The organism is Streptomyces sp. NPDC001709, assembly GCF_053596375.1.
This window is the reverse complement of the sequence record NZ_JBSFGB010000017.1, coordinates 123,396-143,704: the sequence shown is the minus strand read 5'-3', so window position 1 is coordinate 143,704 and position 20,309 is coordinate 123,396. Positions and strand designations below refer to the sequence as shown.

The window sequence follows — 20,309 nt, the reverse complement described above, 5'->3', positions numbered from 1 at the left end:
GGGGTGCGGGGCCCGGACGACGAGGGGCCCGGGGGAAAGAGAAGGTGACGATGGATGCCGAAGCGCAGGAGAGTTTCCGACAGTTCGTGGCCGGCAGGTCGTCCGCCCTGCTGAAGACCGCCGTCCTGCTGACCGGCGGCGACCGGCACGCCGCCGAGGACCTGCTGCAGAACGCGCTGGTCAAGGCGGCCGGGCGCTGGCAGCGGATCGACGAGCCCGAGGCCTACGTCCGGCGGATCCTGTACCGGCAGCAGATCAGCCGCTGGCGGCTCAAGTGGCGGCGGCGCGAGGTCACGGTGGCCGAGCCGCCGGAGACCCGCGCAGGCCACACCCCGGACGCCTCGGGCGCGGCCGAACTACGGCTCGTGCTGCGTACGGCGCTGTCCCGGCTCACCGCCCGCCAGCGCACCGTACTGGTCCTGCGCTACTTCGAGGACCTGCCCGAGGCCGACGTGGCCCGGATCCTGGGCTGCTCCGTGGGCACCGTACGGTCCACCACCCATCGCTCCCTGGCCCGGCTCCGTGAGCTGGCCCCGGAGCTGGCGGCCCTGGATCCCCGGCAGCAGCGGCCGACCTGTGACTTCTCGCCCGTGGAGGTGCGCTCGTGAACGTCGAGGAACTCGTGCGCGACGCGCTGTGGGAGCAGGCCGCGCAGCAGCCGCCGACACCGGCGGGATTCGCCGACCGGGTGCTGGGCGCCCGCCGGCGCCGCCGTACCCGGCGCCTGGTGTCCGTCGCCGTCGCCACCGCCGCGGTGGTCGCCGTCGGTGTCGGGGTGCCGCTGCTGGACTCCGGCGGCGAGAAGGACGTACGGCCGTCCGGCGTGCTGAACTCCCATGGCGTCCGGGCCCATCCCGACCAGTCGCCGCCGCGCGAGCTGATCGCGGCCGGGCGGTCGGTGCTGGCCGCGTACTACACGACCCGCTCGGTGCCGCAGACCGCCGACCTCGCGGCCGGCGAGCGCACGTACTGGCTGCTGAACCCCAGGACCGGCCGCTACCGGCAGGACGCCCGCTGGTCGTTCGTGGCCGTCGCCCCGGGCCTGAGGACCGCCGCCGTGCTGGAGCGGAGACTGCCCGCCGCCCGCATCGGCCTGCTCGACCTCGCGACGGGGGAGGTCGAGCGTTGGATCCCGGTGGCCCGGGGCGTCGCGGGGCTGGCGTTCTCGCCCGACGGCCGCAAGTTGGTCGCCACGACGTACAAGGAGAACCCCGACCTCTTCGACCGGCCCGTCGAGGCGAAGCCCGGCCGGCACATCGTGTTGCCGCGGTTTCGCGCCACGCCCCGGACGGGCTTCCAGATCCTGGACGTGGCTTCGGGCAACGGCAGATGGGTCGGTGTCACGGCCGAGCGGGACGCCATCGGCCGCAAGGACTTCGCCTTCGGCCGCACCGGCGACCTGCTGTACGCGCGGGTCGTGGGGTCCCGGGACGGCATGCAGCAGTACTACGACCTCGCGGGCCGGAAGGTCGCCGCTCCCCCGAACGAGCGCCGGCTGAGGTCGGACGTGAGCGCCCGGCTGTCCCCGGACGGGCGGCTCGCCGCCTCGGGCCCGGTGGCCGAGCCGCACGGCACGTCGTACTCCGCGATCCGCGATCCGTTGACCGGCAAGGAGATCACCCGGGTGCGCGGCGCGCAACTGCTCGCCTGGGCGGACGGCAGGCGGCTCATCGCCTGGGAGGGGGACCCGGAGACGGAGCCGTACCGGCTCCGGCTGGTGCTGGTCACCATCGGCAGCGCCGAGGTCGTCCCGCTCAGCGGCTACCGCGAGGAGCCCGTCGGCGACGAACGGCAGGGCTGGGAGCCGGTCTTCGCCGACCGCTGATCAGCCGGCCACCAGCCCCTCGTACCGTGCCAGCAGCCCGTCGGCCGTCTCCCGGCCGGCGGGGAGCAGTGGTGCGCGCACCGGGCCCGCGGGTAGGCCCAGGCGGGTGAGCAGGGCCTTGGCGGTGACCGTGCCGGGCAGGTCCGTGCCCATCATCGCCTCGATCAACGGCGTTGCCCGCAGCTGGAGTTCGGTCGCCCGGGCGGTGTCGCCCGCGTCGAAGGCGTCGAGGATCGCGGCGATCCGGCCGGGGACGGCGTTCGCGACCGTGCTCACACAGCCCGCCGCGCCGACCGCGTACAGCGCCAGCACGTGCTCGTCGCAGCCCGCGTAGTACGCCAGGTCCGTGTGGGCCAGCACCTTCTGGGTGCCGAGGAAATCGTAGGAGCAGTCCTTGACGGCCACGATCCGCGGGTGTGCGGCGAGGCGGATCATCGTCTCCGGCTCGATCCGGGTGCCGGTGCGGCCCGGGATGTCGTAGAGCATCACGGGCAGGCCGCTCGCGTCGGCGACCGCGCGGAAGTGCGCCTCCACCGCCTCCTGCGGCGGCCTGCTGTAGTACGGCGTCACGACCAGCACTCCGTCGGCGCCCGCCTTCTCGGCCGCGAGGGCCAGTTCGACGGTGTGCCGGGTGTCGGCGCTGCCCACGCCCGCGACCAGGGACACCCGGTCGCCGACCGCCTCCCGGACCGCCGCGACCAGCTGCGCCTTCTCCGTATCCGTGGTGGTGGGCGACTCGCCCGTGGTGCCGTTGAGCACCAGGCCGTCGCAGCCCTCGGCGACCAGCCACGCGGCCAGCTTCCGGGCCCCGTCCGGATCGAGGGCGCCTTCCTCGGTGAACGGCGTGATCATCGCGCAGAGACTGCGGCCGAAGGGCCGGGCGGTGGTGCGTGTGCTCGTCATACGAGTAGTCTCGGCAGCCCCTTGGTGAAGCTCTACTTAATTCTTCTACGAGGTATTTGTAAGCATTGCTGAGATAAGTGGGGGGCGGCCGAACGTCCTGTGTCCAACTCGGCCTTTCATGGGTCACTATGGCCGGAGGGTCACCGACGTCCGTCATGGGAGGCACCATGAAGCTCGGCAAGGCACTGGCCACCGGAGTCGCCGAGGAGCGGCCGCTCGTCCGCGAAGAGATCGTCCGCGAGGCCCCGCTCCCCGAGGAGACCGCCCGAGTCGAACCGGCCGAGCCGGCCCGCGAAGAGGTCCCGGCCGCCCGATGAGACTGCGGCTCCCGGCGGAACGCCCGACGGAGCCGCCGACCGGATACAAGATCGCCCACCCGGTGCTGTCCCAGGACGGCACCCGGGCCGGGTTCACCGGTGTGTCGCTCGGCGGCGCGCTGCCGTACGCCGTGCTCGACGACGCCTCCTGCGTCTACGGCCGCCGCCACCGCCCGCCCGCGCGGCTGTGCGACTGCGGCTTCCACTGCGTCCACGACCGCGGGGCCGCCGAGGCCATGCTGTGCACCGCCGAGCAGCGGACGGCTCTCCTGCTGGAGGTCACCGTGCTCGGCGCCTACATCCGCTTCGAGCGCGGCTTCCGCTACGCCCGGCAGCGGGTACGGACGGCCACCGCGGGACCGTGCGCCTGCGGCGTCACCGCCGTCGCGCTCGCCGACGCCGGCTGGGGCAGGCCCGGCTGGCGGGCCCTCGCCCCCTGCTGTGCCGGCTGCGCGGGCGGCCGTACGTCCGTCTCGCTCGCCCGTTTCGCCCGGCTGGCCGGAGAGGGGCTGCGGGTGGTCGCGCGGAGCGGCGGTGCGGGGATCCCCACCACCGAGTTGACGGACGGCACGGAGCCCGGCGTGCCCGAACTGGTCGCGGAGGCCGCGCTGTTGCAGGCGCGCCTCGACTGGTTCCAGAGCCAACTCGCCCGCCTCGGCGAACGCGGCGGCGGGGGCGCGGGCCAGGGCTGACGGTCTAACGGTCTTCGGCCCGGGTACCCGGATGTTCCGTACGGAGAGGAGGCGGTCGCCCTGATCGCAACGTCCGCCACCGCTCTCAGGGAAAGGGAATACCGATGAAGCACCGGATCCCGCACGGCTCGGGCGCCAAGGGCCCCGACGAACTGCGGCAGCAGATCGAGCACGCGCGCAGCCAACTCGGCGACACCGTCGCCCACTTGATCGGCAAGGCCGATATGAAGGGCCGGGCCCAGGCGCGGGCCGCGGACCTGAAGGACAAGACCGGCGCCATGACCGTACAGCTGCGCGAGAGCGCCGCACACGCCGGCCACACGGCGCAGGGTCGGGCCGCACAGGCCCTCGGGCGGGTGCCGCGGCCGGCTCTGGTCGCCGGTGCGGCGGGCGCCGCCCTCGCCACGGTGGGCGTGCTGCGCCGCCGGCATCACCACTGACCCCGACCGGTCAGGGGCTCCGCCGCCACACGCCGGCACACCCTCTCACCGAAAACTCGATCCGTCTGGACAAGAAAAGTTTTCGGTGCGAGGGTGGGCGCATGCTGGACGTGACCGTGATCGAGGACCCCGAGGCGGCGGCCGTGTCGCTGGACCCCATCAGGGCCCGGCTGCTCGCCGAGCTGGCCGCCGCACCCGCTTCGGCGGCGATGCTGGCCGGCAAGGTCGGACTGCCCCGGCAGAAGGTGAACTACCACCTGAAGGCGCTGGAGCGGCACGGCCTGGTCGAGCTGGCCGGCGAGCGCCGCAAGGGCAATGTCACCGAGCGGCTGATGCGCGCGACCGCCGCGTCGTACGTCATCTCGCCGGCCGCCCTGCCCGCCGTGCAGCCGGACCCGGACCGCTTCCGCGACCAGCTCTCCGCGCGCTGGCTGCTCGCGCTCGGCGCCCGCCTGGTGCGGGACGTCGGCACGCTGATCAGCGGCGCCGCGAGAGCCCGCAAGCGGCTGGCGACCTACGCCCTGGACGGCCAGGTCCGCTTCGCCTCCGCCGCCGACCGCGCGGCCTTCGTGCAGGAGCTGACGGCGGGCGTGAGCGCGCTGGTCCGCAAGTACGACGCCCCCGACGCCGAGGAAGGCCGCGACCACCGGATCGTCGTCGCCCTCCACCCCACGGTCAAGGACCAGCAGCCCGCCCCCGCACCGGACCAGTGAGAAAGAGCCCCGCCATGTCCGAGGAATTCGAGATCGTCCGCGAGTTCGAGGTCGACGTCCCGCCCGAGAAGGTCTGGGAGGCCGTCACCACCGGTACCGGTGGCTATCTGTGGCCGATGGACCCGCCCGAGCCGCGCGAAGGCGGCAGGGGCCCCTTCGGATCCACCGTCACCGCCTGGGACCCGCCCCACCGCTACACCAGCCGCAGCGAGAACGTCGGATTCCCGACCCAGTCCCTGAACCAGATCGACTACACCATCGAGCCCCGCGACGAGGGCCGCCGCGCCTGGGTGCGCTATGTCCACAGCGGCATCTTCACCGACGACTGGAACAACCAGTACGACGGCGCGAGCAAGCACAACAACTTCTATCTGCACACCCTGTGCGAGTACCTGACGCACTTCGCGCCCCGCCCGGTCACGTTCGCCCAGCTGAACGGGCCCGCGGCCTCGCAGACCAGGGAGGCGCTCGCCGCCGTCGGACACGCCCTCGGCCTGCCGGACGACGCCGCCGCGGGCACGAAGGTCGCCGCCCAGGGCCCCGGCGGACGGACCCTGGACGCCGTACTCGACTACCGCAACCCGTACTTCATCGGGCTGCGCACCGACAACGCGCTCATCCGGTTCTTCGGACGCGGCCACTGGGGCGCCCCGCTGGGCATCAGCATCCACGACTTCGCGCCGGACGCCGACGCCGAGGCGAACGAGACCGCCTGGCAGGCCTGGCTGAACGAGGTGTTCAGCCAGGCGTGACCACCCTGATCAGGGCCGGAAGCGCAGCACCTGCGGGTCGTGGTCGCTGATCTGGTCGTTGAACTCCGCGTTGACGTGCACGCTGTCGTACTCGAAGTCGCAGCCGCGCCGGATCGCCGGGCTGATCAGGATCTGGTCCAGCACCTGCTGGTTGCCCTGGTAGTCATAGGTGTAACGCTCGCTCTTCGGCAGCGACTTGATCGCCGACCACAGCTCGCCGTCACCCTCGAGGATCTTCGCGGTCTCGGAGAACTCGAAGTCGTTCATGTCGCCGAGCGTGACGACGTTCGCGTTCTTCTGGACGGCCAGGATGTCCTTGACGAACGCGTTCACCTCGGTCGCCTGCGCGTGGCGCTGGATCTCCGAGCTGCGCACCGGCGGCTGGTACTGCGAGGTCAGACCCTGGTCGCCGCCCTTGGAGTTGAGGTGGTTGGCGATCACGAAGACGGTCTTGCCGCGGAAGACGAACTCGCCCGCCAGCGGCTTGCGGCTGCTGTTCCAGGCCGCGTTCGCCGGGTCGATCCGGCCCGGCGAGACCGTCAGCTCGGCCTTGCCGTTCTCCTTGGTGACGCCGACCGCGGTGGTGGAGTCGCCGCCCGCGCGGTCCACGAAGGACACCCGCTCCGGGTTGAACAGGAACACCTGGCGGATGTTGCCGCCCGGCTGGCCGCCGTCCTGGTCGTTGACCGGGTTGATCGAGCGCCAGTCGTACTTCGGGCCGCCCGCCGAGACGATCGCGTCGATCAGCTTGTTCACGGTGACGCTCGCGTCCACCGTGCCGTCGTCCGTCACGCCGTTGTCGTCCTGGATCTCCTCCAGGGACACGATGTCGGGCGACTGCAGGTTGTTCACGATCGCGGCGGCGTGCTGGTCGAAGGTATGGTCCGACGGGTCGAGGTTCTCGACGTTGTACGTCGCCACCGCCAGCTCACGGTTCGACTGCTTGCGGGTCGTCTCGCGCTCCAGGCCGCCGCTGTGCAGCGTGCCGAGCTTGCTCGCGACCAGGGTGTAGCCGCCGAACTGGTTGAAGTCCAGCGGGCCGGTGGTGGTGCCCTCCAGGGTGTCGCCGACGTTCGCCTTCGGGAAGTCGGCGGTCGCGCCCAGCGACTGGATCTGCAGCCGGCCGGTGTTCTGCGAGTCGTAGGAGCCGTAGACCGTGCCGCCGCGGCGGCTCCGGTGCTCCCACGGCTTCACGGTGACCCACAGCTCGCTGTAGGGGTCGGTCGCGGTGACCACGCGGGCGTCCTCGACCTGGACGTTCATGCCCTCCAGGGACTCGTAGTAGTCCAGGGCGTACGTCTCCGGGTCCAGGGTCAGGCCGTTGATGGAGCCGTTCGCGGCGGTGTCGCCGGCCGGGGCGTACTCGTCCGGCACCGAGTCCTCGTCGACGACGACCGGGGCCGGGACCGCGTTCCCGGAGGAGACGGTGGTGATCGTCGGCTTGGTGATCTCCGTGACCGACTGGTTGCCGGAGGAGGTGCCGCCCGGGACGAACTCGGAGACCGTTCCGGTCACCGTCACCGAGTCGCCGACCGCGACCTTCGGCGCGGAGCTGGTGAAGACGAACACGCCCTCGCTGGTGCGCGGGTCGTCGTCCGGGTTCGGATCCTGGATCCAGAAGCCTTTGGAGGAGCCGTACGTGCGCGTGGCCGTGACGATGCCGGGCACGTCGGTGACCTTCTGCCCCGCGAACGGCGATATTCGGGTCGTGCCCTGGATGTCGTGGATGCGCACCGAGTCGGCGTGCGCGGGCGAGGTGATGACGACGGCCGATACGGCGGAACAGACGGCGGCGACGGTGAGCGCGGCGAGGCGCGCGGAAGACCTGCTCGGCAAGGGAATCCCTCCGGGGACGTACGTGAGCGCCGGGACGAGGGTGGAACGGGAGCGTGTGGGGCTCGTAGCCCTCCGTGACACGCATAGAGCCGAGTGAACAGTTGTCCCCCCAACTTCTACGCGCGTCAATCTCCAGCCTGAGCCCGGGAGTTGTCAAGGTTTCGGCCATGCACGGCGGCTGACGGGGAGATGAACCGGGCGGCATGGGTGGAAATCCGTCTAGGCTGAGCGGCTGAGCCCGTTTCACGCTCCGAGGAGAACCAGCCGATGTCAGACAGCTCCCCCCTGCCGCCCGTACGGCTGCACCCCGAAGCGGAGCTGGCGCGCGCCGCGCTGTCCACGCCGTTGCTCTCCCGCGCCGCCCGCCTCGCCCGCTGGGCCGGACCCGACACCCGCGTGGACGCCGGCGGCGGACTGGTCGAGGAGCAGCTTCCGGCCGCCGCCGAGCTGCTCGGACTGAGCGGTGACGACGCCGCCGCGTACGCCGGCGAGGCCTGGCGGGTCGCCGTGGACGCCGGGCTGGTCGAGATCGTGGACGAGGAGGCCGGTACCGTCCGGGCGGGCGCGGAGCTGAAACTGCTCACCGGGGGAACCCCGGCCGATGTGCTCGCCGTGTGGCTCGCGGCGCTGGAGACCGTCGTCGCCGACGCGAGCGTGCCCGATCTGGACGACCTGGTCGACGCCCTGGACGAGGGCGGCGAGATCGATTTCTCGTCACTCGACTGGGACCCCGAGGGCGAGGCGGAGTTCCTCGACGGCGTCCTCGGCAATCTGTATCTGCTGACGGTGAGTGAGGACGGCTCCGGCGACGGACCGGTCCCGCTGCCCGCCCTCGCCGCGTCCGTGATCGTCCCCGACGACATGGGCGAGCCCACCAACGACGTCCTGGAGCAGGTCTCCGACGCGATGATGCGACTGGACGACCAGTTCCGGGTGCTGGAGCCGGTCGGCCTCGTGGAGTACCAGCCGGTGGACGAGGCGTTGATGGCCGAGTCCGAAGAGGACCCCGCGGCGCAGCTGGACGACACCGATGTCTCGCGGTACGGCATGGTCCGGCTGACCCCGCTCGGTGTGTACGGGCTGCGGGCGCGGCTGCTGGAGGCCGGGTTCGAGGCCCCGGCCGTCGGCGAACTCGCCGACAAGGGCGCGGACGCGCTGCTCGACGGCACGGCCGGGTTCGGGCAGGCCGCGGCGCGGGCCGAGACCGAGCAGTGGCTCGCCCGGCGTGAACCGCTCGACGCGGCAAGGGAGTTGCTGGCGGCGGCGCGGGGCGCCGACCCGGGCGCTCCGCTGCGCAGGCTGCGCTGCCAGCAGGCCCTGTCCCTGATCGGTGCGGAGGCCGAGCCCGCGCTGCGGGAGGTGCTGGACGATCCGGAACTGGGCGGACTGGCCCGCGTGTGGCTCAGCGAACGGGGCGCCGACGCGGTGCCGGCGCCGTCCGAGGAGCTGGTGTTCTGGCTGACCATCGACACGGTGGCCGCGCAGCTCGCGGCCGAGGGCAACTCCGAGGAGCTGCAGGCGCTGGTGGAGGGGCTGGCCGCGCAGCACAGCGGGTTCTTCGCCACGGCCTGGCGGGTGGAGCACCCGGCCACCGCCGATGTGCTGGAGGCGATGGGGCGCTTGCACCCGGACAAGAAGGTGGCCAAGGAGGCGCGGAAGGCCGCGTTCAAGGCGCGGTCCCAGCACGGCGGTTGAGGAACCGGCACCGTGGTGGAGGATTTCTTGAGCCGGCCATGGGGCAGTGCGTACGGATTCTTGAACAAGGGCTGCTGAAGTAGCCCGACGTTCAGCTCCTGTTCAAGGTGTGGCGAGAGCGTGTGTGCCGAACCGAGGTCCGCCACCCTCCACGGCACTCCCACCGTCACAGGAGACTCACCATGTCGCTCAGTCGCAGGGACTTCGCCAGAAGATCCGCGATCACCGGTGCCGGGGTCGCCCTGGCGGGCAGTGTCGGCGCGCTCGCCAGCGCGCCGAACGCCCTCGCCGCGGCGGACATCGTCGGTGACGAGACGGAGGCGGCGCACGGCGACCACCACGGCGTCGGCTACGGACCGCTCGCCGCCGACCCGAACGGCATCCTCGCCCTGCCCGCGGGCTTCACGTACGAGATCATCACCTACAGCGGCAGGACCAGGCTGGACTCCGGCGAGTTCACGCCGTCCAACCACGACGGCACCGCGGCCTTCGAGGGCCCGCGCGGCAGCACGCTGCTGGTCAACAACCACGAGCTGGCGGGCGCCCGCGATCAGTGGCCGCACCCGGTGCCGCTGACCGAGGGCCTCGTCTACGACCCGGCGGCGGCCGGCGGCTGCACCGTCGTCGAGGTCCGCCGCGGCGGCGAGGTCGCCGAGTGGGTCGGCATCGCCGGCACCGCCACCAACTGCGCGGGCGGCAGCACCCCGTGGGGCACCTGGCTGACCTGCGAGGAGACCGAGGACAAGGCCGGCAGGCACGGCTTCACCAAGGACCACGGCTATGTCTTCGAGGTCGACCCGCAGGACCGCCGGGCAGGCCGCGACCCCAAGCCGATCAAGGCCCTCGGCCGGTACGCCCACGAGGCCGTCGTCGTCGACCCCAAGCGCGGTCACCTCTACCTCACCGAGGACGCGGCCGGACCCAACGGCCTGCTGTACCGCTGGAGCCCGCCGGAGGACTTCTGCCACGGCCGCGGCCGGCTGCGCACCCTCGCCGACGACGCGGGCCGGCTCCAGGCCTTCAAGTGCTTCGACTCCGGCGGCAGGTTCGTGGACGACCTGTCCCGCGCCACGAAGATCGGCACCGTCTACGGCGTCGACTGGGAGGACGTCCCCGACCGCGACGCGCAGACCGTGTCGGTGCGCAAGCAGTTCACCGACGGCCAGGTCACCCGCGCCCGCAAGCTGGAGGGCATGTGGTGGGGCGACGGCGGCGCCTACATCGTCTCCTCCTACGCCCGTGCGGAGAGCCCGCTCCAGCACGACGGCCAGGTCTGGTTCTACGACCCGAAGCGCCGCACCCTCACCCTGAAGGTGCTGCTCGGTGTGAACCCGGACCCGGCCGATTCGTCGGCGGACGGCAGCTTCGACGGCCCGGACAACATCACCGTCTCCCCGTACGGCGGCCTGGTCATCGCCGAGGACGGCGAGGGCGTCCAGCACCTGTTCGGCGCCACCGAGAGCGGCCGCACCTACCCGATCGCCCGCAACGAACTCAACATCGGTACCGAAGACGCCCCGGAATACAGCGAGTTCACCGGCGTCACCTTCTCGCCCGACGGCAGGACCCTCTACGCCAACATCCAGACGCCCGGCATCATGCTCGCGATCACGGGGCCCTGGAAGCGGCAGAAGCGGTAACGGCAGAGGCGGCCGTTAATTCGCTCGCACGGCCGACGCTGCGCCTCCTACAGTGAGATCACAACGTCACGCACCTCCCGGTGCGATGGCAGCGGCTACTTCCCTTTCCTGGAATGAAACAACAGCCGCAGCCGACTTGATCTCGGGAGGCGCAGCTCATGGTGGGTGTCCGGTGCGCAGGCAGCGGTTACTTCATGGGATCGGAAGGTTGCGGGTTCGACTCCCGTCATCGACTTCGGGTCGGTGTAGCTCAATCGGAAGAGCGTCCGGGTAAAGTCCGCCGCCGACCCCTGTCCTCGGACACCCTCCATTTGCCGCGCCTCCCTCCGAAACAGCCACGAATTCGGGGGAATTCACCATGGCGCGATTCAACACGCGTGCCGCGAAGGCGCAGCCGACCTCGCCCGTCACCACGACCGGCCGGACCCTGCAGACGTACGAGGGCGGTCAGGGCCGCGAGCGTGACGCACGCTCCGAGCTCTTCCTGCTCGCCGTCTCCAACTTCGTCACGCAGCACACCTTTTACGAGTCCGGCACCGACCGCGACGACCGGTTCGCCCGGCTGGTGCGCGAGCTCGCCGTCAGCGACCCGGACTGGACGGCCGGACTGCTCGGCTGGCTGCGTGGTGAGGGGCACATGCGGACGGCGTCCCTCGTGGGCGCCGCCGAGTACGTGCAGGCGCGTCTGGCGGTGGGCGCGACCGTCGGCCCGTCGAACCGGCAGGTCGTGGACTCCGTGCTCCAGCGCCCCGACGAGCCGGGCGAACTGCTCGCGTACTGGACGTCCGCCTACGGCCGCGCGGTCCCCAAGCCCGTCAAGCGCGGGGTCGCCGACGCCGTACGACGGCTCTACCACGCCAAGTCGCTACTGAAGTACGACACCGCGTCCAAGGGCTACCGCTTCGGCGACGTCCTGAACCTCGTGCACGCGGCACCGGACCCGGACAAGCCGTGGCAGGGCGAGCTGTTCCGGTACGCCCTCGACCGTCGGCACCACCCGGACACCGCCGTGCCGCCCGCGTCCCTGCCCGTGCTCACCGCGCACCGCGAGCTGATGGCGCTGCCGGTGCAGGAGCGGCGGGCGGTCGTCACCGCGCCGGGAGGCGCCGAGCGGCTCGCGGCGGCCGGCCTCACCTGGGAGGCGCTGGCCGGCTGGCTCCAGGGCCCGATGGACAAGGCGGCCTGGGAGTCCGTGATCCCGTCCATGGGCGCGATGGCGCTGGTCCGCAATCTGCGCAACTTCGACGAGGCCGGGGTGTCCGACGAGGTCGCGGCCCGGGTCGCGGCGAAGATCAGCGACCCGCGGCAGGTGGCGCGCTCGCGGCAGTTCCCGTTCCGCTACCTCGCCGCCTACCGGCACGCCCCGTCGCTGCGCTGGTCCTATCCGCTGGAGCAGGCGCTCGGCCACTCGCTGGCCAACGTGCCCGCGCTGCCGGGCCGGACGCTCGTCCTGGTCGACCGGTCGGGCTCGATGTTCTGGGCGCAGTCGGGCGACCGCTCGGAGCTCACGCGGGCCGACGCGGCGGCGATCTTCGGCACCGCGCTCGCGCTGCGGGCGGCCGACGCCGACCTCGTCCAGTTCGGTTCGACCAGTGGCAAGGTGACGTTCCGCAAGGGGGAGTCGGTGCTGAAGATCCTGGAGCGCTTCGGTGACCTGGGCGGCACCGACACCACCGACGCGGTGCGCCGGCACTACAAGAAGCACGACCGGGTGCTGATCGTCACCGACGAGCAGTACGCCCCGAACCGGCACGGCGACCCGACCGCCCGGATCCCGGCCCGCGTGCCCGTCTACACCTGGAACCTGGAGGGCTACCGGGCGGGCCACGGCCCGTCGGGAAGCGGGAATCGGCACGTATTCGCCGGCCTTTCGGACGCTGCCTTCCGCATGGTTTCCCTGATGGAGAGTGGCCGCGACAGCCGTTGGCCATGGCTTGCTTGAGTTGCCGGCGCGGCGAGATCGGTTCTAGCTGCGGCCGACACGGCGCGCCTGGCTTAGATCGCAAATTACTACGACCCGTGCGCTTATTCTCACGCTGAGTAGTCAAATTCTTCACGCTCAGTTGAGAAAGGGTCAAACCATGCGCAAGTTCCAGCGCGCCGCACTCGTGGCCGCCGTGGTCGCCGGGCTGTCCGCCTTCGGCGCCGGCACCGGCTTCGCCGACGACACCGACGGTCCGCACGAGGCCACCGCGGTGGCCTCCGCGAAGGCCATCGCCGTCGCCACGGCGCCCCCGCACGGCGAGTCGCACTCCGACGCGCACAGGTCTCCGCATCCGGGCGGTGATCAGGACCACAAGAAGCCCGGGAAGGACGAGGACCACAAGAAGCCGGGGAAGGACGAGGACCACAAGAGGCCCGGGAAGGACGAGGACCACAAGAAGCCGGGTGGGAAGCACGACCACAAGCACCACGAGGCGAAGCCGGGTCACAAGCATCACAAGCATCACAAGCACCATGGCAAGCCGGGTCACAAGCATCACGGGAAGCCGGGCCACAAGCACCACGGCAAGCCCGATCACAAGCACCATGGCCACAAGCACCACCACGGCCACAAGCACCACGGTCACAAGCACCACCTGTTCAAGCACGAGCACACGCGCTTCTCCGACGCTTGGGTTTCCGTGACCACGTCGGTCGAGTGAGAGCGCGGATCATGCGCCGGGGGCGTCCGGAGGCCGTGCGCCACTCGCCGTAGCCCAGGGACGGCGGTCGTCGGCGGGCGGGGCCATGATGGCGGTGTGCCCTGCCCCCCGACGCCCGGTCCGGCCGAAGCCTTCGGCCGCCTCGAGTCGGCCCCTACGTACCGGACGGCCATGGTCTGGCTTCCCCCGGCCGAACTCTGGCCCGCCATCCAGCGCATCCGTGCCGAGCACGACCCGCAGATCCGCCGCTGGCCCCCGCATGTGAACCTGGTCTACGGCTTCGTACCGGAGGAGGACTTCCCGGCGGCGCTCCCGCTGCTGGCCGCCGCGGCCGCCCGGTGTGAGCCCTTCGACATCCGGCTCAGTGGGGTCCATGTCTTCCGTCACCGGTTCTACGCCACCGTATGGCTGGACCCCGCTGCGGCCGGCCTCGAGCCCTGGACGGAGCTACGGCGCGCGCTGGCCGAGCCCTTCCCGTACTGCACGGACCGCTTCCCGCGCTTCACCCCGCATCTCTCGCTCGGGCGCACCCGCGTCCCGCGCATCCTCGCGGCCCAATGCGCCGCCCGGCTCGGTGTGCTGCATGCGCGGGTGGCCGACATCGACGTGCTCTCCCGCCGCGGCGACGGTCCCATGCGGACGCGGGCCACGATCGACCTGGGCACCGGTGCCATTCGGCCCGCACCGACGGGCCGGGACTGACCCCGACCGATGCTCGCTAAGCTGCGGAGAGGATCCCGGTGTGCGAGGAGTATCTGGATGCCGCAGGTCAGACCCATGCGCGCGGACGCTCGGCGCAATTACGAGCGGTTGCTGAAGGTGGCGGCCGAGGCCTTCGCCGAGCATGGGGAGAACGCGTCGCTGGACGACATCGCCAAGCGGGCGGGTGTCGGCGCGGGCACGCTCTATCGGCACTTCCCTACGCGGCAGGCGCTGCTGGAGGCCGCGTACGTGGACCGGTTCGAGGCGCTGGGGACGCGGGCGGAGGAACTGGCGGGGGAGCTGCCGGCGGGGGAGGCGCTCATGGCGTGGCTGAACGAGCTGTGCGTGGCCACGATCCAGGTGCGGGGGCTGAAGTCCCTGCTGGGGTCGGCGGTCACGGACGGCGCGTCGGTCGCGAGGACGGCGTGCGGGGCCTCGGTGCAGGGGGCGGCGACGCGGCTGGTGCGGGCGGCTCAGGCGGAGGGGGCGCTGCGGGCCGATGTGGAGCCGATCGAGGTGCTGCGGCTTGCGCATGGGGCGGCCACGGCATCGGAACTGGCGGACGGTCAGGGGCGCGAGATCCGGCGGTATTTGACGCTGCTGGTGGAAGGGCTACGGGCGTAGCCGGGCCGGGGCGCAGCCGGGATGCCACCCGCAGTGCGACGGCGATCTCCCGGCCCGCGCCCCGCAGCCCGACCCGCTACAGAGCCCTCGCGCCCGGCTCCACCATGTTCCGTACGGTCCGTGCCTTGACGAAGTCGCCCAGTGCCGTCATGTCCCACTCGCCCGAGAACTGGCGGATGAGCTTGGCCATCATCACGCCCGTCTGGGGCTCGGCGTGGGTGAGGTCGAAGCGGACCAGTTCCTCGCCCGTGGCGGCGTCCACCAGGCGGCAATACGCCTTGGCGACCTCCGTGAAGTTCTGGCCGGAGAAGGAGTTCACCGTGAAGACCAGGCCGGTGACCTCCTGGGGGAGGCGGCCGAGGTCCACGGTGATCACCTCGTCGTCGCCTCCGCCCTCGCCCGTCAGGTTGTCCCCGGAGTGCTTGATCGCGCCGTTGAGGATCGTGAGCTTGCCGAAGTAGCAGCTGTCGAGGTGGTTGCGCTGCGGGCCGTACGCGATGACCGAGGCGTCCAGGTCGATGTCCTTGCCCCGGAACGCCGGTTCCCAGCCGAGCCCCATCTGCACCTGGGAGAGCAGCGGCCGGCCGCCCTTGACCAGGGACACGGTCTGGTTCTTCTGCAGGCTGACCCGGCCCTTGTCCAGATTGACCTTCCCGGCGCCCGGCACCGGGGCGGGCGGCGCCGGGGGAGCGGACACCGGCGGGGCGGGCGGGGCGACCGGGGTCTGCGGGGTGGGCGCCGGCGGCGCCACCGGCCGCGGTGGAGTCACCGGCTGCGGCGCCGCCGCCGGCTCCTCCACCGTCACGCCGAAGTCCGTCGCGATGCCGGCCAGGCCGTTGGCGTACCCCTGGCCGACCGCGCGGGCCTTCCAGGCGCCGCCCCGGCGGTAGAGCTCCACGACGACCAGTGCCGTCTCCGTGCCGAGCTGCGGCGGGGTGAACGTGGCCAGCACCGCGCCGCCGTCCGGGTCGCGGATCGTGGCCGTCGGCTCGATGCCCTGGAAGGTCTGGCCGGCCGCGTCCGGGCTGGCCGTGACCACGATCTTCTCGATGTCCGGCGGGACGGCGGCGGTGTCGACCGTGATCGCGTCGGGGGCCGTGCCCCCGCCGGACGTGTAGGCCACGCCGGGGGCCGCCGGCTGGTTGTAGAAGATGAAGTCGTCGTCCGAGCGCACCTTGCCGTCGGCGGTGAGCAGCAGGCCCGACACGTCGAGCCGCACCGGAGCGGCGACGTCCACCGTCACGCGCGGGGCGGAGAGAGGGATGTTCGAGCCAGGGGTCATAGCTGTCATGCCGGGTGAACGAACGACACCGCTTTACCGTTCCCTTACCCAACCCCCATTCGGCTCGGGGTTCAGGCCGCTTACGGCACGACCACGATCTTCCGCCCCACACCCGCCGCGAACTGCTCCAATGCCTGCGGGTACCGCTCCAGCGGGATCCGGTCGCTGATGAACACCTCGGGGTCCAGGACTCCGTTCGCGAACAGCTCCGCCGCCCGCTCGAAGCTGTGCAGGACGGCCATCGAGCCGGTGATCGTGATCTCCTGGTTGTAGATGCGGTACGGATCGATCGTCACCCGTGTCGCGTAGTCGGCCACCCCGAACTGCAGGAACGTTCCCGCCTTGGCCACCCGCTCCAGGCCGTCCTGGATCGCCTTCGCGTTGCCGGTCGCGTCCACGACCACGTCCCAGCCCCGCGGGCGGTCCAGCTCGTCCGCGCTGCCCGCCGCGCCCGAGACGCCGAGCCCCCGGGCGGTCTCCAGGCGGGCCGGGTTGATGTCGACCATGTCCACGCTCGCCGCGCCCGTCCGCTTGGCCAGCTCCAGCATCATCAGGCCCATGGTCCCGGAGCCGTAGATCAGCACGTGGGCGCCCAGCCGGGACCGCAGGACGTCGTAGCCGCGCACCGCGCAGGACAGGGGCTCCACCAGGGCCGCGTCCTCGGTGCGCACGTGCTCCGGCAGCTTCACGCAGTTGGCCACGGGGGCGACGGCGTACTGGGCCGCCCCGCCCGCCGTCGTCACGCCGATCGCGCCCCACCGCTCGCACATGTTGTTGTGGCCGTCGCGGCAGTAACGGCACTCGTAGCAGTACAGCGAGGGGTCCACGGCCACCCGGTCGCCGACCGCGACCTCGGTGACCTGGCTGCCGACCCCGACCACCTCGCCCGCGAACTCGTGTCCGGGCACGATCGGCAGCTTGGGCGCGAACTCCCCCTGAAGGATGTGCAGGTCGGTGCCGCACAGACCGCAGGCGGCGACTTCCACGACGACCTCGCGGGGTCCCGGCGTCGGGTCCGGCACCTCGCTGACGACGGCGCGGCCCACGGACTCGATGACGGCGGCCTTCATTTCACGGCTCCCAACGACAGGCCCTGGACCAGCTTGTCCTGGGCGGCGAACCCCGCGGCGAGCACCGGCAGGGAGACGACGAGCGACGCGGCGCACACCTTGGCCAGGAACAGGCCCTGGCTGGTGATGAAGCCGGTCAGGAACACGGGGGCGGTCTCGGCGACCACGCCCGTGAGGACTCGGGCGAAGAGAAGTTCGTTCCAGCTGAAGATGAAGCAGATCAAGCCCGTGGCGGCGATGCCGGGCAGGGCGATCGGGGCCACCACGCGCGCGAGGATCGTCGGCAGCCGGGCGCCGTCGATCTGCGCCGCCTCGATCACCGCCACCGGGACCTCGGCGAGGAACGACTGCATCATCCACACCGCGATCGGCAGGTTCATGGAGGTGTAGAGGATGACCAGGAACCAGATGTTGTCCAGCATCCCGGTGTTCTTCGCGAACAGGTAGATCGGCAGCAGACCGGCCACCACCGGCAGCATCTTCGTGGACAGGAAGAAGAACAGGACGTCCGTCCACTTCTTCACCCGCCGGATCGACAGCGCGTACGCCGCAGGCAGCGCCAGGAGCAGTACGCAGACCGTCGAGAACACCGACGCGACCGCCGAGTTGATCAGCGGCGGCCAGGGGCTCGCCCCGCCGCCGCTGCCGAAGAACTCGCGGTAGCCGTCGAGGGTCAGCGAGGCGGCGAAGGACGGCGGGTTGGTCGCCGCGTCCGCCTCGGAGTGGAAGGACGTCAGCGCCATCCAGGCGATGGGCAGGAAGAAGACGATGCCGACCAGCCAGGCCAGGACTCCGATGCTCAGGCCCCGGTGCTTCTTGAGGGTGACGGCGATGTTGCTCATGCGCGGGACACCTCCTCGCGGAAGAGGGACGACACCACGCGCAGGGCGAAGGTCGCGATGACGATCGAGCCGATGACGACCAGGACGCCGGCGGCCGAGGCGAGGCCGTTCTCGTGGGCCTGGTAGAAGCTCTGGTACACGGTGTAGGGCAGGTTGGCGGTGCCCAGGCCGCCGGACGTGATCGTGAAGACCGCGTCGAAGTTCTGGACGATGTAGATCGAGCCCAGCAGGGCACCGAGTTCGAGATAGCGGCGCAGGTGGGGGAGCGTCAGATAGCGGAAGACCTGCCATTCGTTCGCGCCGTCCACCCGCGCGGCCTCCATCTGCTCGGGGTCACGGCTCTGCAGCCCGGCGAGCAGGATCAGCATCATGAACGGCGTCCACTGCCACACCAGGGCGGCCTCGACCGCCATGAGCGGGGTGTTGGAGATCCAGTCGGGCTGTGGCCCGCCGACGTAGTGCAACAGGCCGTTGAGCAGGCCGTATTCGGGGTTGAACAGGACGTGCTTCCAGAGCAGGGCCGCGGCCACCGGCACCACCAGGAAGGGGGCGATGAGCAGGGTGCGCACGACGCCCCGGCCGGGGAACTTGTGGTCCAGCAGCAGCGCGAGGGCCAGGCCCAGGACCAGGCTGACCAGGACCACCGTCACCGTGAGCAGCACGGTCGTCCACACCGAGTGGCGCAGGTTCGCGTCGGTCAGGACCTGGCGGTAGTTGTCGAAGCCGGCGAAGTGGCGGGCCTTCGGGTAGAGCGAGTTCCAGTGGAAGAAGGAGATCACCAGCGTCGCCACGAAGGGCAGCTGGGTCACGATGATCATGAAGATCAGGGCGGGCAGGAGGGGGGCCCGGGTGGCCCAGGCGCGCAGGCGGGCGGAGGGCTGCCGCGCGGCGCGTGCCGGTGTCGCTGCGTAGGGTGCTGTCGTCGCGGTCATCGTCCCTCGTACTCCTTGGAGATCCGCTCGGCGAGCGCTTGGGATTTCTTCAGGGCCGAGTCGACGGACTGACGCCCGGCGATGGCCGAACTGATCTCCTGGGAGACCTTGGTGCCGAGATCGGTGAACTCGGGGATGTCGACGAACTGGATGCCGGGCGCGGGACGCGGCTGCACGCCGGGGTCGCCCGGCCGGGCGGTCTCGATGGCTTCCTTCGTCATGTCCTGGAAGGCGGCGGCCGTCTTGCGGTAGTCGGCGTTCGTGTATGTCGAGGCCCGCTTGCCCGCCGGGACGTTCGACCAGCCGCTGGTCCTGCCGACCAGCTGCTCGTACTCCTTGCTGGACGCCCAGGACACGAACTTCCAGGCCTGGTCGGGATTGCGGGAGGCCTTCTGGATGCCCCAGGCCCAGGTGTAGAGCCAGCCGGAGGCCGGGGTCTTCTCGACGGGGGCGGGGGCGTAGCCGAGCTTGCCCTTGACCGGGGAGCCCTTCGCCTCCAGCAGGCCGGCCGCGGATGTGGCGTCGTACCACATGGCGACCTTGCCCTGGGTCATGTCGTTGAGGCATTCGGCGAAGCCGGACTGGGCGGCGCCGGACTCCCCGTGCTTGCGGACCAGGTCGACGTAGAACTTGGTCGCCTTCTCGAACTCGGGGGAGTCGAGGTGCGCCTTCCACCGCTTGTCGAACCAGGTGCCGCCGAAGGTGTTCACCACCGTGGTCAGCGGGGCGATCATCTCGCCCCAGCCGGGCAGGCCGCGCAGGCAGATGCCCTTCATGCCGGACTGGGCGCCGTCCGCCTGTGCGGCGAGGCCGGCGACCTGCTGCCAGGTGGGGTGGGCCGGCATGGTGAGGCCCTTCGCCGCGAACACGTCCTTGCGGTACATCAGGAAGGACGACTCGCCGTAGAAGGGCTGGCCGTAGAGCTTGCCGTCGGCGGCGGTCAGGGACTGGCGCATGGGTGCCAGGACGTCCTGCTCGTCGTACGCGGGGTCCTTGGCGACATACGAGTTCATCTCGTGCAGCCAGCCGTTGCGGGCGTAGATCGGTATCTCGTAGTTGGAGAGCGTGGCGACGTCGTACTGGCCGGCCTGGTTGGCGAAGTCCTGGCTGATCTTGTCGCGGACGTCGTTCTCGGGCAGGACCGTGAAGTTGACCCTGATGCCGGTCTCCTTGGTGAAGCGCGGGGCGAGCTTCTGGAGTTCGGTCATCTGGGGGTTGTTGACCATCAGCACGTTGATGGAATTGCCGCCGGAACCGGTCCCGCCCGCACCGACCCAGCAGCCGGAGAGCAGCGGGGCGAGCAGCGTCCCTGCGGCGGCCATGGCGAGCTTGGCTCGCGGCCTCCGTCGGCTCTGGGTTCGCATGGATCGCTCCTGGACGTATATGAACATAATGGACA

At 71.1% G+C, this 20,309-nt stretch carries 20 protein-coding genes; 13 read left to right on the top strand and 7 right to left on the bottom strand.

Going from position 1 to position 20,309, the window contains the following annotated elements; all coding sequences use genetic code 11:
• The first annotated feature begins 50 nt into the window (after positions 1-50).
• Together ACWC0C_RS24935 and ACWC0C_RS24930 are read left to right on the top strand one after the other, a co-directional pair.
• Complete coding sequence (locus ACWC0C_RS24935; RefSeq protein WP_450865980.1) at positions 51-608, top strand: SigE family RNA polymerase sigma factor; 558 nt, start codon at positions 51-53, stop codon at positions 606-608.
• On the top strand, positions 605-1,825 hold the full coding sequence (locus ACWC0C_RS24930; protein WP_450865978.1) for a WD40 repeat domain-containing protein: 1,221 nt from the start codon (positions 605-607) through the stop codon (positions 1,823-1,825). Before ACWC0C_RS24935 ends, ACWC0C_RS24930 begins: the two co-directional genes overlap by 4 nt.
• Here the strand turns inward: ACWC0C_RS24930 and dapA are convergent, their stop codons facing one another.
• Positions 1,826-2,728 (bottom strand): 4-hydroxy-tetrahydrodipicolinate synthase, encoded by a 903-nt coding sequence (gene dapA, locus ACWC0C_RS24925; RefSeq protein ID WP_450865976.1) that lies wholly within the window; start codon positions 2,726-2,728, stop codon positions 1,826-1,828.
• A gap of 167 nt (positions 2,729-2,895) precedes the next feature.
• On the opposite strand from dapA, the gene ACWC0C_RS24920 reads away from it, so the two are divergent.
• From ACWC0C_RS24920 to ACWC0C_RS24900, 5 genes are all read left to right on the top strand, one after another.
• Positions 2,896-3,045, top strand: a complete 150-nt coding sequence (locus tag ACWC0C_RS24920) for a hypothetical protein (protein WP_450865974.1) — start codon at positions 2,896-2,898, stop codon at positions 3,043-3,045.
• Positions 3,042-3,737, top strand: a complete 696-nt coding sequence (locus ACWC0C_RS24915; protein ID WP_450865972.1) for a hypothetical protein — start codon at positions 3,042-3,044, stop codon at positions 3,735-3,737. Before ACWC0C_RS24920 ends, ACWC0C_RS24915 begins: the two co-directional genes overlap by 4 nt.
• Before the next feature lie 104 nt (positions 3,738-3,841).
• Complete coding sequence (locus ACWC0C_RS24910; protein WP_450865971.1) at positions 3,842-4,177, top strand: DUF3618 domain-containing protein; 336 nt, start codon at positions 3,842-3,844, stop codon at positions 4,175-4,177.
• Positions 4,178-4,278: 101 nt separating this feature from the next.
• Positions 4,279-4,890 (top strand): helix-turn-helix domain-containing protein, encoded by a 612-nt coding sequence (locus ACWC0C_RS24905; protein ID WP_450865970.1) that lies wholly within the window; start codon positions 4,279-4,281, stop codon positions 4,888-4,890.
• Positions 4,891-4,904: 14 nt separating this feature from the next.
• Positions 4,905-5,642, top strand: coding sequence for an SRPBCC family protein (locus ACWC0C_RS24900; protein ID WP_450865968.1), 738 nt, complete (start codon positions 4,905-4,907; stop codon positions 5,640-5,642).
• 9 nt (positions 5,643-5,651) lie between these two features.
• On the opposite strand, the gene ACWC0C_RS24895 is transcribed toward ACWC0C_RS24900, so the two are convergent.
• The gene (locus ACWC0C_RS24895) at positions 5,652-7,478 is read right to left on the bottom strand and encodes an endonuclease/exonuclease/phosphatase family protein (protein WP_450865966.1); all 1,827 of its coding nucleotides are present in this window, start codon (positions 7,476-7,478) and stop codon (positions 5,652-5,654) included.
• 267 nt (positions 7,479-7,745) lie between these two features.
• Here ACWC0C_RS24895 and ACWC0C_RS24890 point away from each other — a divergent pair, with 267 nt between their 5' ends.
• From ACWC0C_RS24890 to ACWC0C_RS24865, 6 genes are all read left to right on the top strand, one after another.
• Positions 7,746-9,173, top strand: a complete 1,428-nt coding sequence (locus ACWC0C_RS24890) for a hypothetical protein (protein WP_450865964.1) — start codon at positions 7,746-7,748, stop codon at positions 9,171-9,173.
• 182 nt (positions 9,174-9,355) lie between these two features.
• Complete coding sequence (locus ACWC0C_RS24885; protein ID WP_450865962.1) at positions 9,356-10,813, top strand: alkaline phosphatase PhoX; 1,458 nt, start codon at positions 9,356-9,358, stop codon at positions 10,811-10,813.
• Positions 10,814-11,171: 358 nt separating this feature from the next.
• Positions 11,172-12,755 carry a TROVE domain-containing protein gene (locus tag ACWC0C_RS24880; RefSeq protein WP_450865961.1) on the top strand — a complete coding sequence of 528 codons (1,584 nt, stop codon included), beginning with the start codon at positions 11,172-11,174 and terminating at the stop codon, positions 12,753-12,755.
• A gap of 139 nt (positions 12,756-12,894) precedes the next feature.
• On the top strand, positions 12,895-13,458 hold the full coding sequence (locus ACWC0C_RS24875; protein WP_450865959.1) for a hypothetical protein: 564 nt from the start codon (positions 12,895-12,897) through the stop codon (positions 13,456-13,458).
• Between the two features lie 171 nt (positions 13,459-13,629).
• A complete protein-coding gene (locus ACWC0C_RS24870) occupies positions 13,630-14,160 on the top strand; it encodes a 2'-5' RNA ligase family protein (RefSeq protein WP_449198484.1) in 531 nt (176 codons plus the stop codon).
• A gap of 57 nt (positions 14,161-14,217) precedes the next feature.
• Complete coding sequence (locus ACWC0C_RS24865; RefSeq protein WP_450865957.1) at positions 14,218-14,784, top strand: TetR/AcrR family transcriptional regulator; 567 nt, start codon at positions 14,218-14,220, stop codon at positions 14,782-14,784.
• 76 nt (positions 14,785-14,860) lie between these two features.
• Here ACWC0C_RS24865 and ACWC0C_RS24860 read toward each other — a convergent pair whose 3' ends face one another.
• The 5 genes from ACWC0C_RS24860 to ACWC0C_RS24840 form a co-directional block, all read right to left on the bottom strand.
• A complete protein-coding gene (locus ACWC0C_RS24860; RefSeq protein ID WP_450865956.1) occupies positions 14,861-16,066 on the bottom strand; it encodes a TerD family protein in 1,206 nt (401 codons plus the stop codon).
• An 80-nt stretch (positions 16,067-16,146) separates the two neighbouring features.
• Positions 16,147-17,136, bottom strand: coding sequence for a zinc-dependent alcohol dehydrogenase family protein (locus ACWC0C_RS24855; protein WP_449198481.1), 990 nt, complete (start codon positions 17,134-17,136; stop codon positions 16,147-16,149).
• Entirely contained in the window at positions 17,133-17,978 is an 846-nt protein-coding gene (locus ACWC0C_RS24850; RefSeq protein WP_449198480.1) for a carbohydrate ABC transporter permease, read from the bottom strand. The genes ACWC0C_RS24855 and ACWC0C_RS24850 overlap by 4 nt, the downstream gene beginning before the upstream one ends.
• A complete protein-coding gene (locus ACWC0C_RS24845; RefSeq protein ID WP_450865955.1) occupies positions 17,975-18,910 on the bottom strand; it encodes a carbohydrate ABC transporter permease in 936 nt (311 codons plus the stop codon). Before ACWC0C_RS24845 ends, ACWC0C_RS24850 begins: the two co-directional genes overlap by 4 nt.
• Positions 18,907-20,274: an ABC transporter substrate-binding protein gene (locus ACWC0C_RS24840; RefSeq protein WP_450865953.1), complete on the bottom strand. Its 1,368-nt coding sequence runs from the start codon at positions 20,272-20,274 to the stop codon at positions 18,907-18,909. Before ACWC0C_RS24840 ends, ACWC0C_RS24845 begins: the two co-directional genes overlap by 4 nt.
• Positions 20,275-20,309: the final 35 nt, after the last annotated feature.

Excerpts from the sequence above, each read along its gene's own strand:
- ACWC0C_RS24935 (WP_450865980.1), top strand. The coding sequence starts at position 51 with ATGGATGCCGAAGCGCAGGAGAGTTTCCGACAGTTCGTGGCCGGCAGG.
- dapA (WP_450865976.1), bottom strand. The coding sequence starts at position 2,728 with ATGACGAGCACACGCACCACCGCCCGGCCCTTCGGCCGCAGTCTCTGC.
- ACWC0C_RS24920 (WP_450865974.1), top strand. The coding sequence starts at position 2,896 with ATGAAGCTCGGCAAGGCACTGGCCACCGGAGTCGCCGAGGAGCGGCCG.
- ACWC0C_RS24915 (WP_450865972.1), top strand. The coding sequence starts at position 3,042 with ATGAGACTGCGGCTCCCGGCGGAACGCCCGACGGAGCCGCCGACCGGA.
- ACWC0C_RS24910 (WP_450865971.1), top strand. The coding sequence starts at position 3,842 with ATGAAGCACCGGATCCCGCACGGCTCGGGCGCCAAGGGCCCCGACGAA.
- ACWC0C_RS24905 (WP_450865970.1), top strand. The coding sequence starts at position 4,279 with ATGCTGGACGTGACCGTGATCGAGGACCCCGAGGCGGCGGCCGTGTCG.
- ACWC0C_RS24900 (WP_450865968.1), top strand. The coding sequence starts at position 4,905 with ATGTCCGAGGAATTCGAGATCGTCCGCGAGTTCGAGGTCGACGTCCCG.
- ACWC0C_RS24890 (WP_450865964.1), top strand. The coding sequence starts at position 7,746 with ATGTCAGACAGCTCCCCCCTGCCGCCCGTACGGCTGCACCCCGAAGCG.
- ACWC0C_RS24885 (WP_450865962.1), top strand. The coding sequence starts at position 9,356 with ATGTCGCTCAGTCGCAGGGACTTCGCCAGAAGATCCGCGATCACCGGT.
- ACWC0C_RS24880 (WP_450865961.1), top strand. The coding sequence starts at position 11,172 with ATGGCGCGATTCAACACGCGTGCCGCGAAGGCGCAGCCGACCTCGCCC.
- ACWC0C_RS24875 (WP_450865959.1), top strand. The coding sequence starts at position 12,895 with ATGCGCAAGTTCCAGCGCGCCGCACTCGTGGCCGCCGTGGTCGCCGGG.
- ACWC0C_RS24870 (WP_449198484.1), top strand. The coding sequence starts at position 13,630 with ATGGTCTGGCTTCCCCCGGCCGAACTCTGGCCCGCCATCCAGCGCATC.
- ACWC0C_RS24865 (WP_450865957.1), top strand. The coding sequence starts at position 14,218 with ATGCCGCAGGTCAGACCCATGCGCGCGGACGCTCGGCGCAATTACGAG.
- ACWC0C_RS24860 (WP_450865956.1), bottom strand. The coding sequence starts at position 16,066 with ATGACCCCTGGCTCGAACATCCCTCTCTCCGCCCCGCGCGTGACGGTG.
- ACWC0C_RS24855 (WP_449198481.1), bottom strand. The coding sequence starts at position 17,136 with ATGAAGGCCGCCGTCATCGAGTCCGTGGGCCGCGCCGTCGTCAGCGAG.
- ACWC0C_RS24850 (WP_449198480.1), bottom strand. The coding sequence starts at position 17,978 with ATGAGCAACATCGCCGTCACCCTCAAGAAGCACCGGGGCCTGAGCATC.
- ACWC0C_RS24845 (WP_450865955.1), bottom strand. The coding sequence starts at position 18,910 with ATGACCGCGACGACAGCACCCTACGCAGCGACACCGGCACGCGCCGCG.
- ACWC0C_RS24840 (WP_450865953.1), bottom strand. The coding sequence starts at position 20,274 with ATGCGAACCCAGAGCCGACGGAGGCCGCGAGCCAAGCTCGCCATGGCC.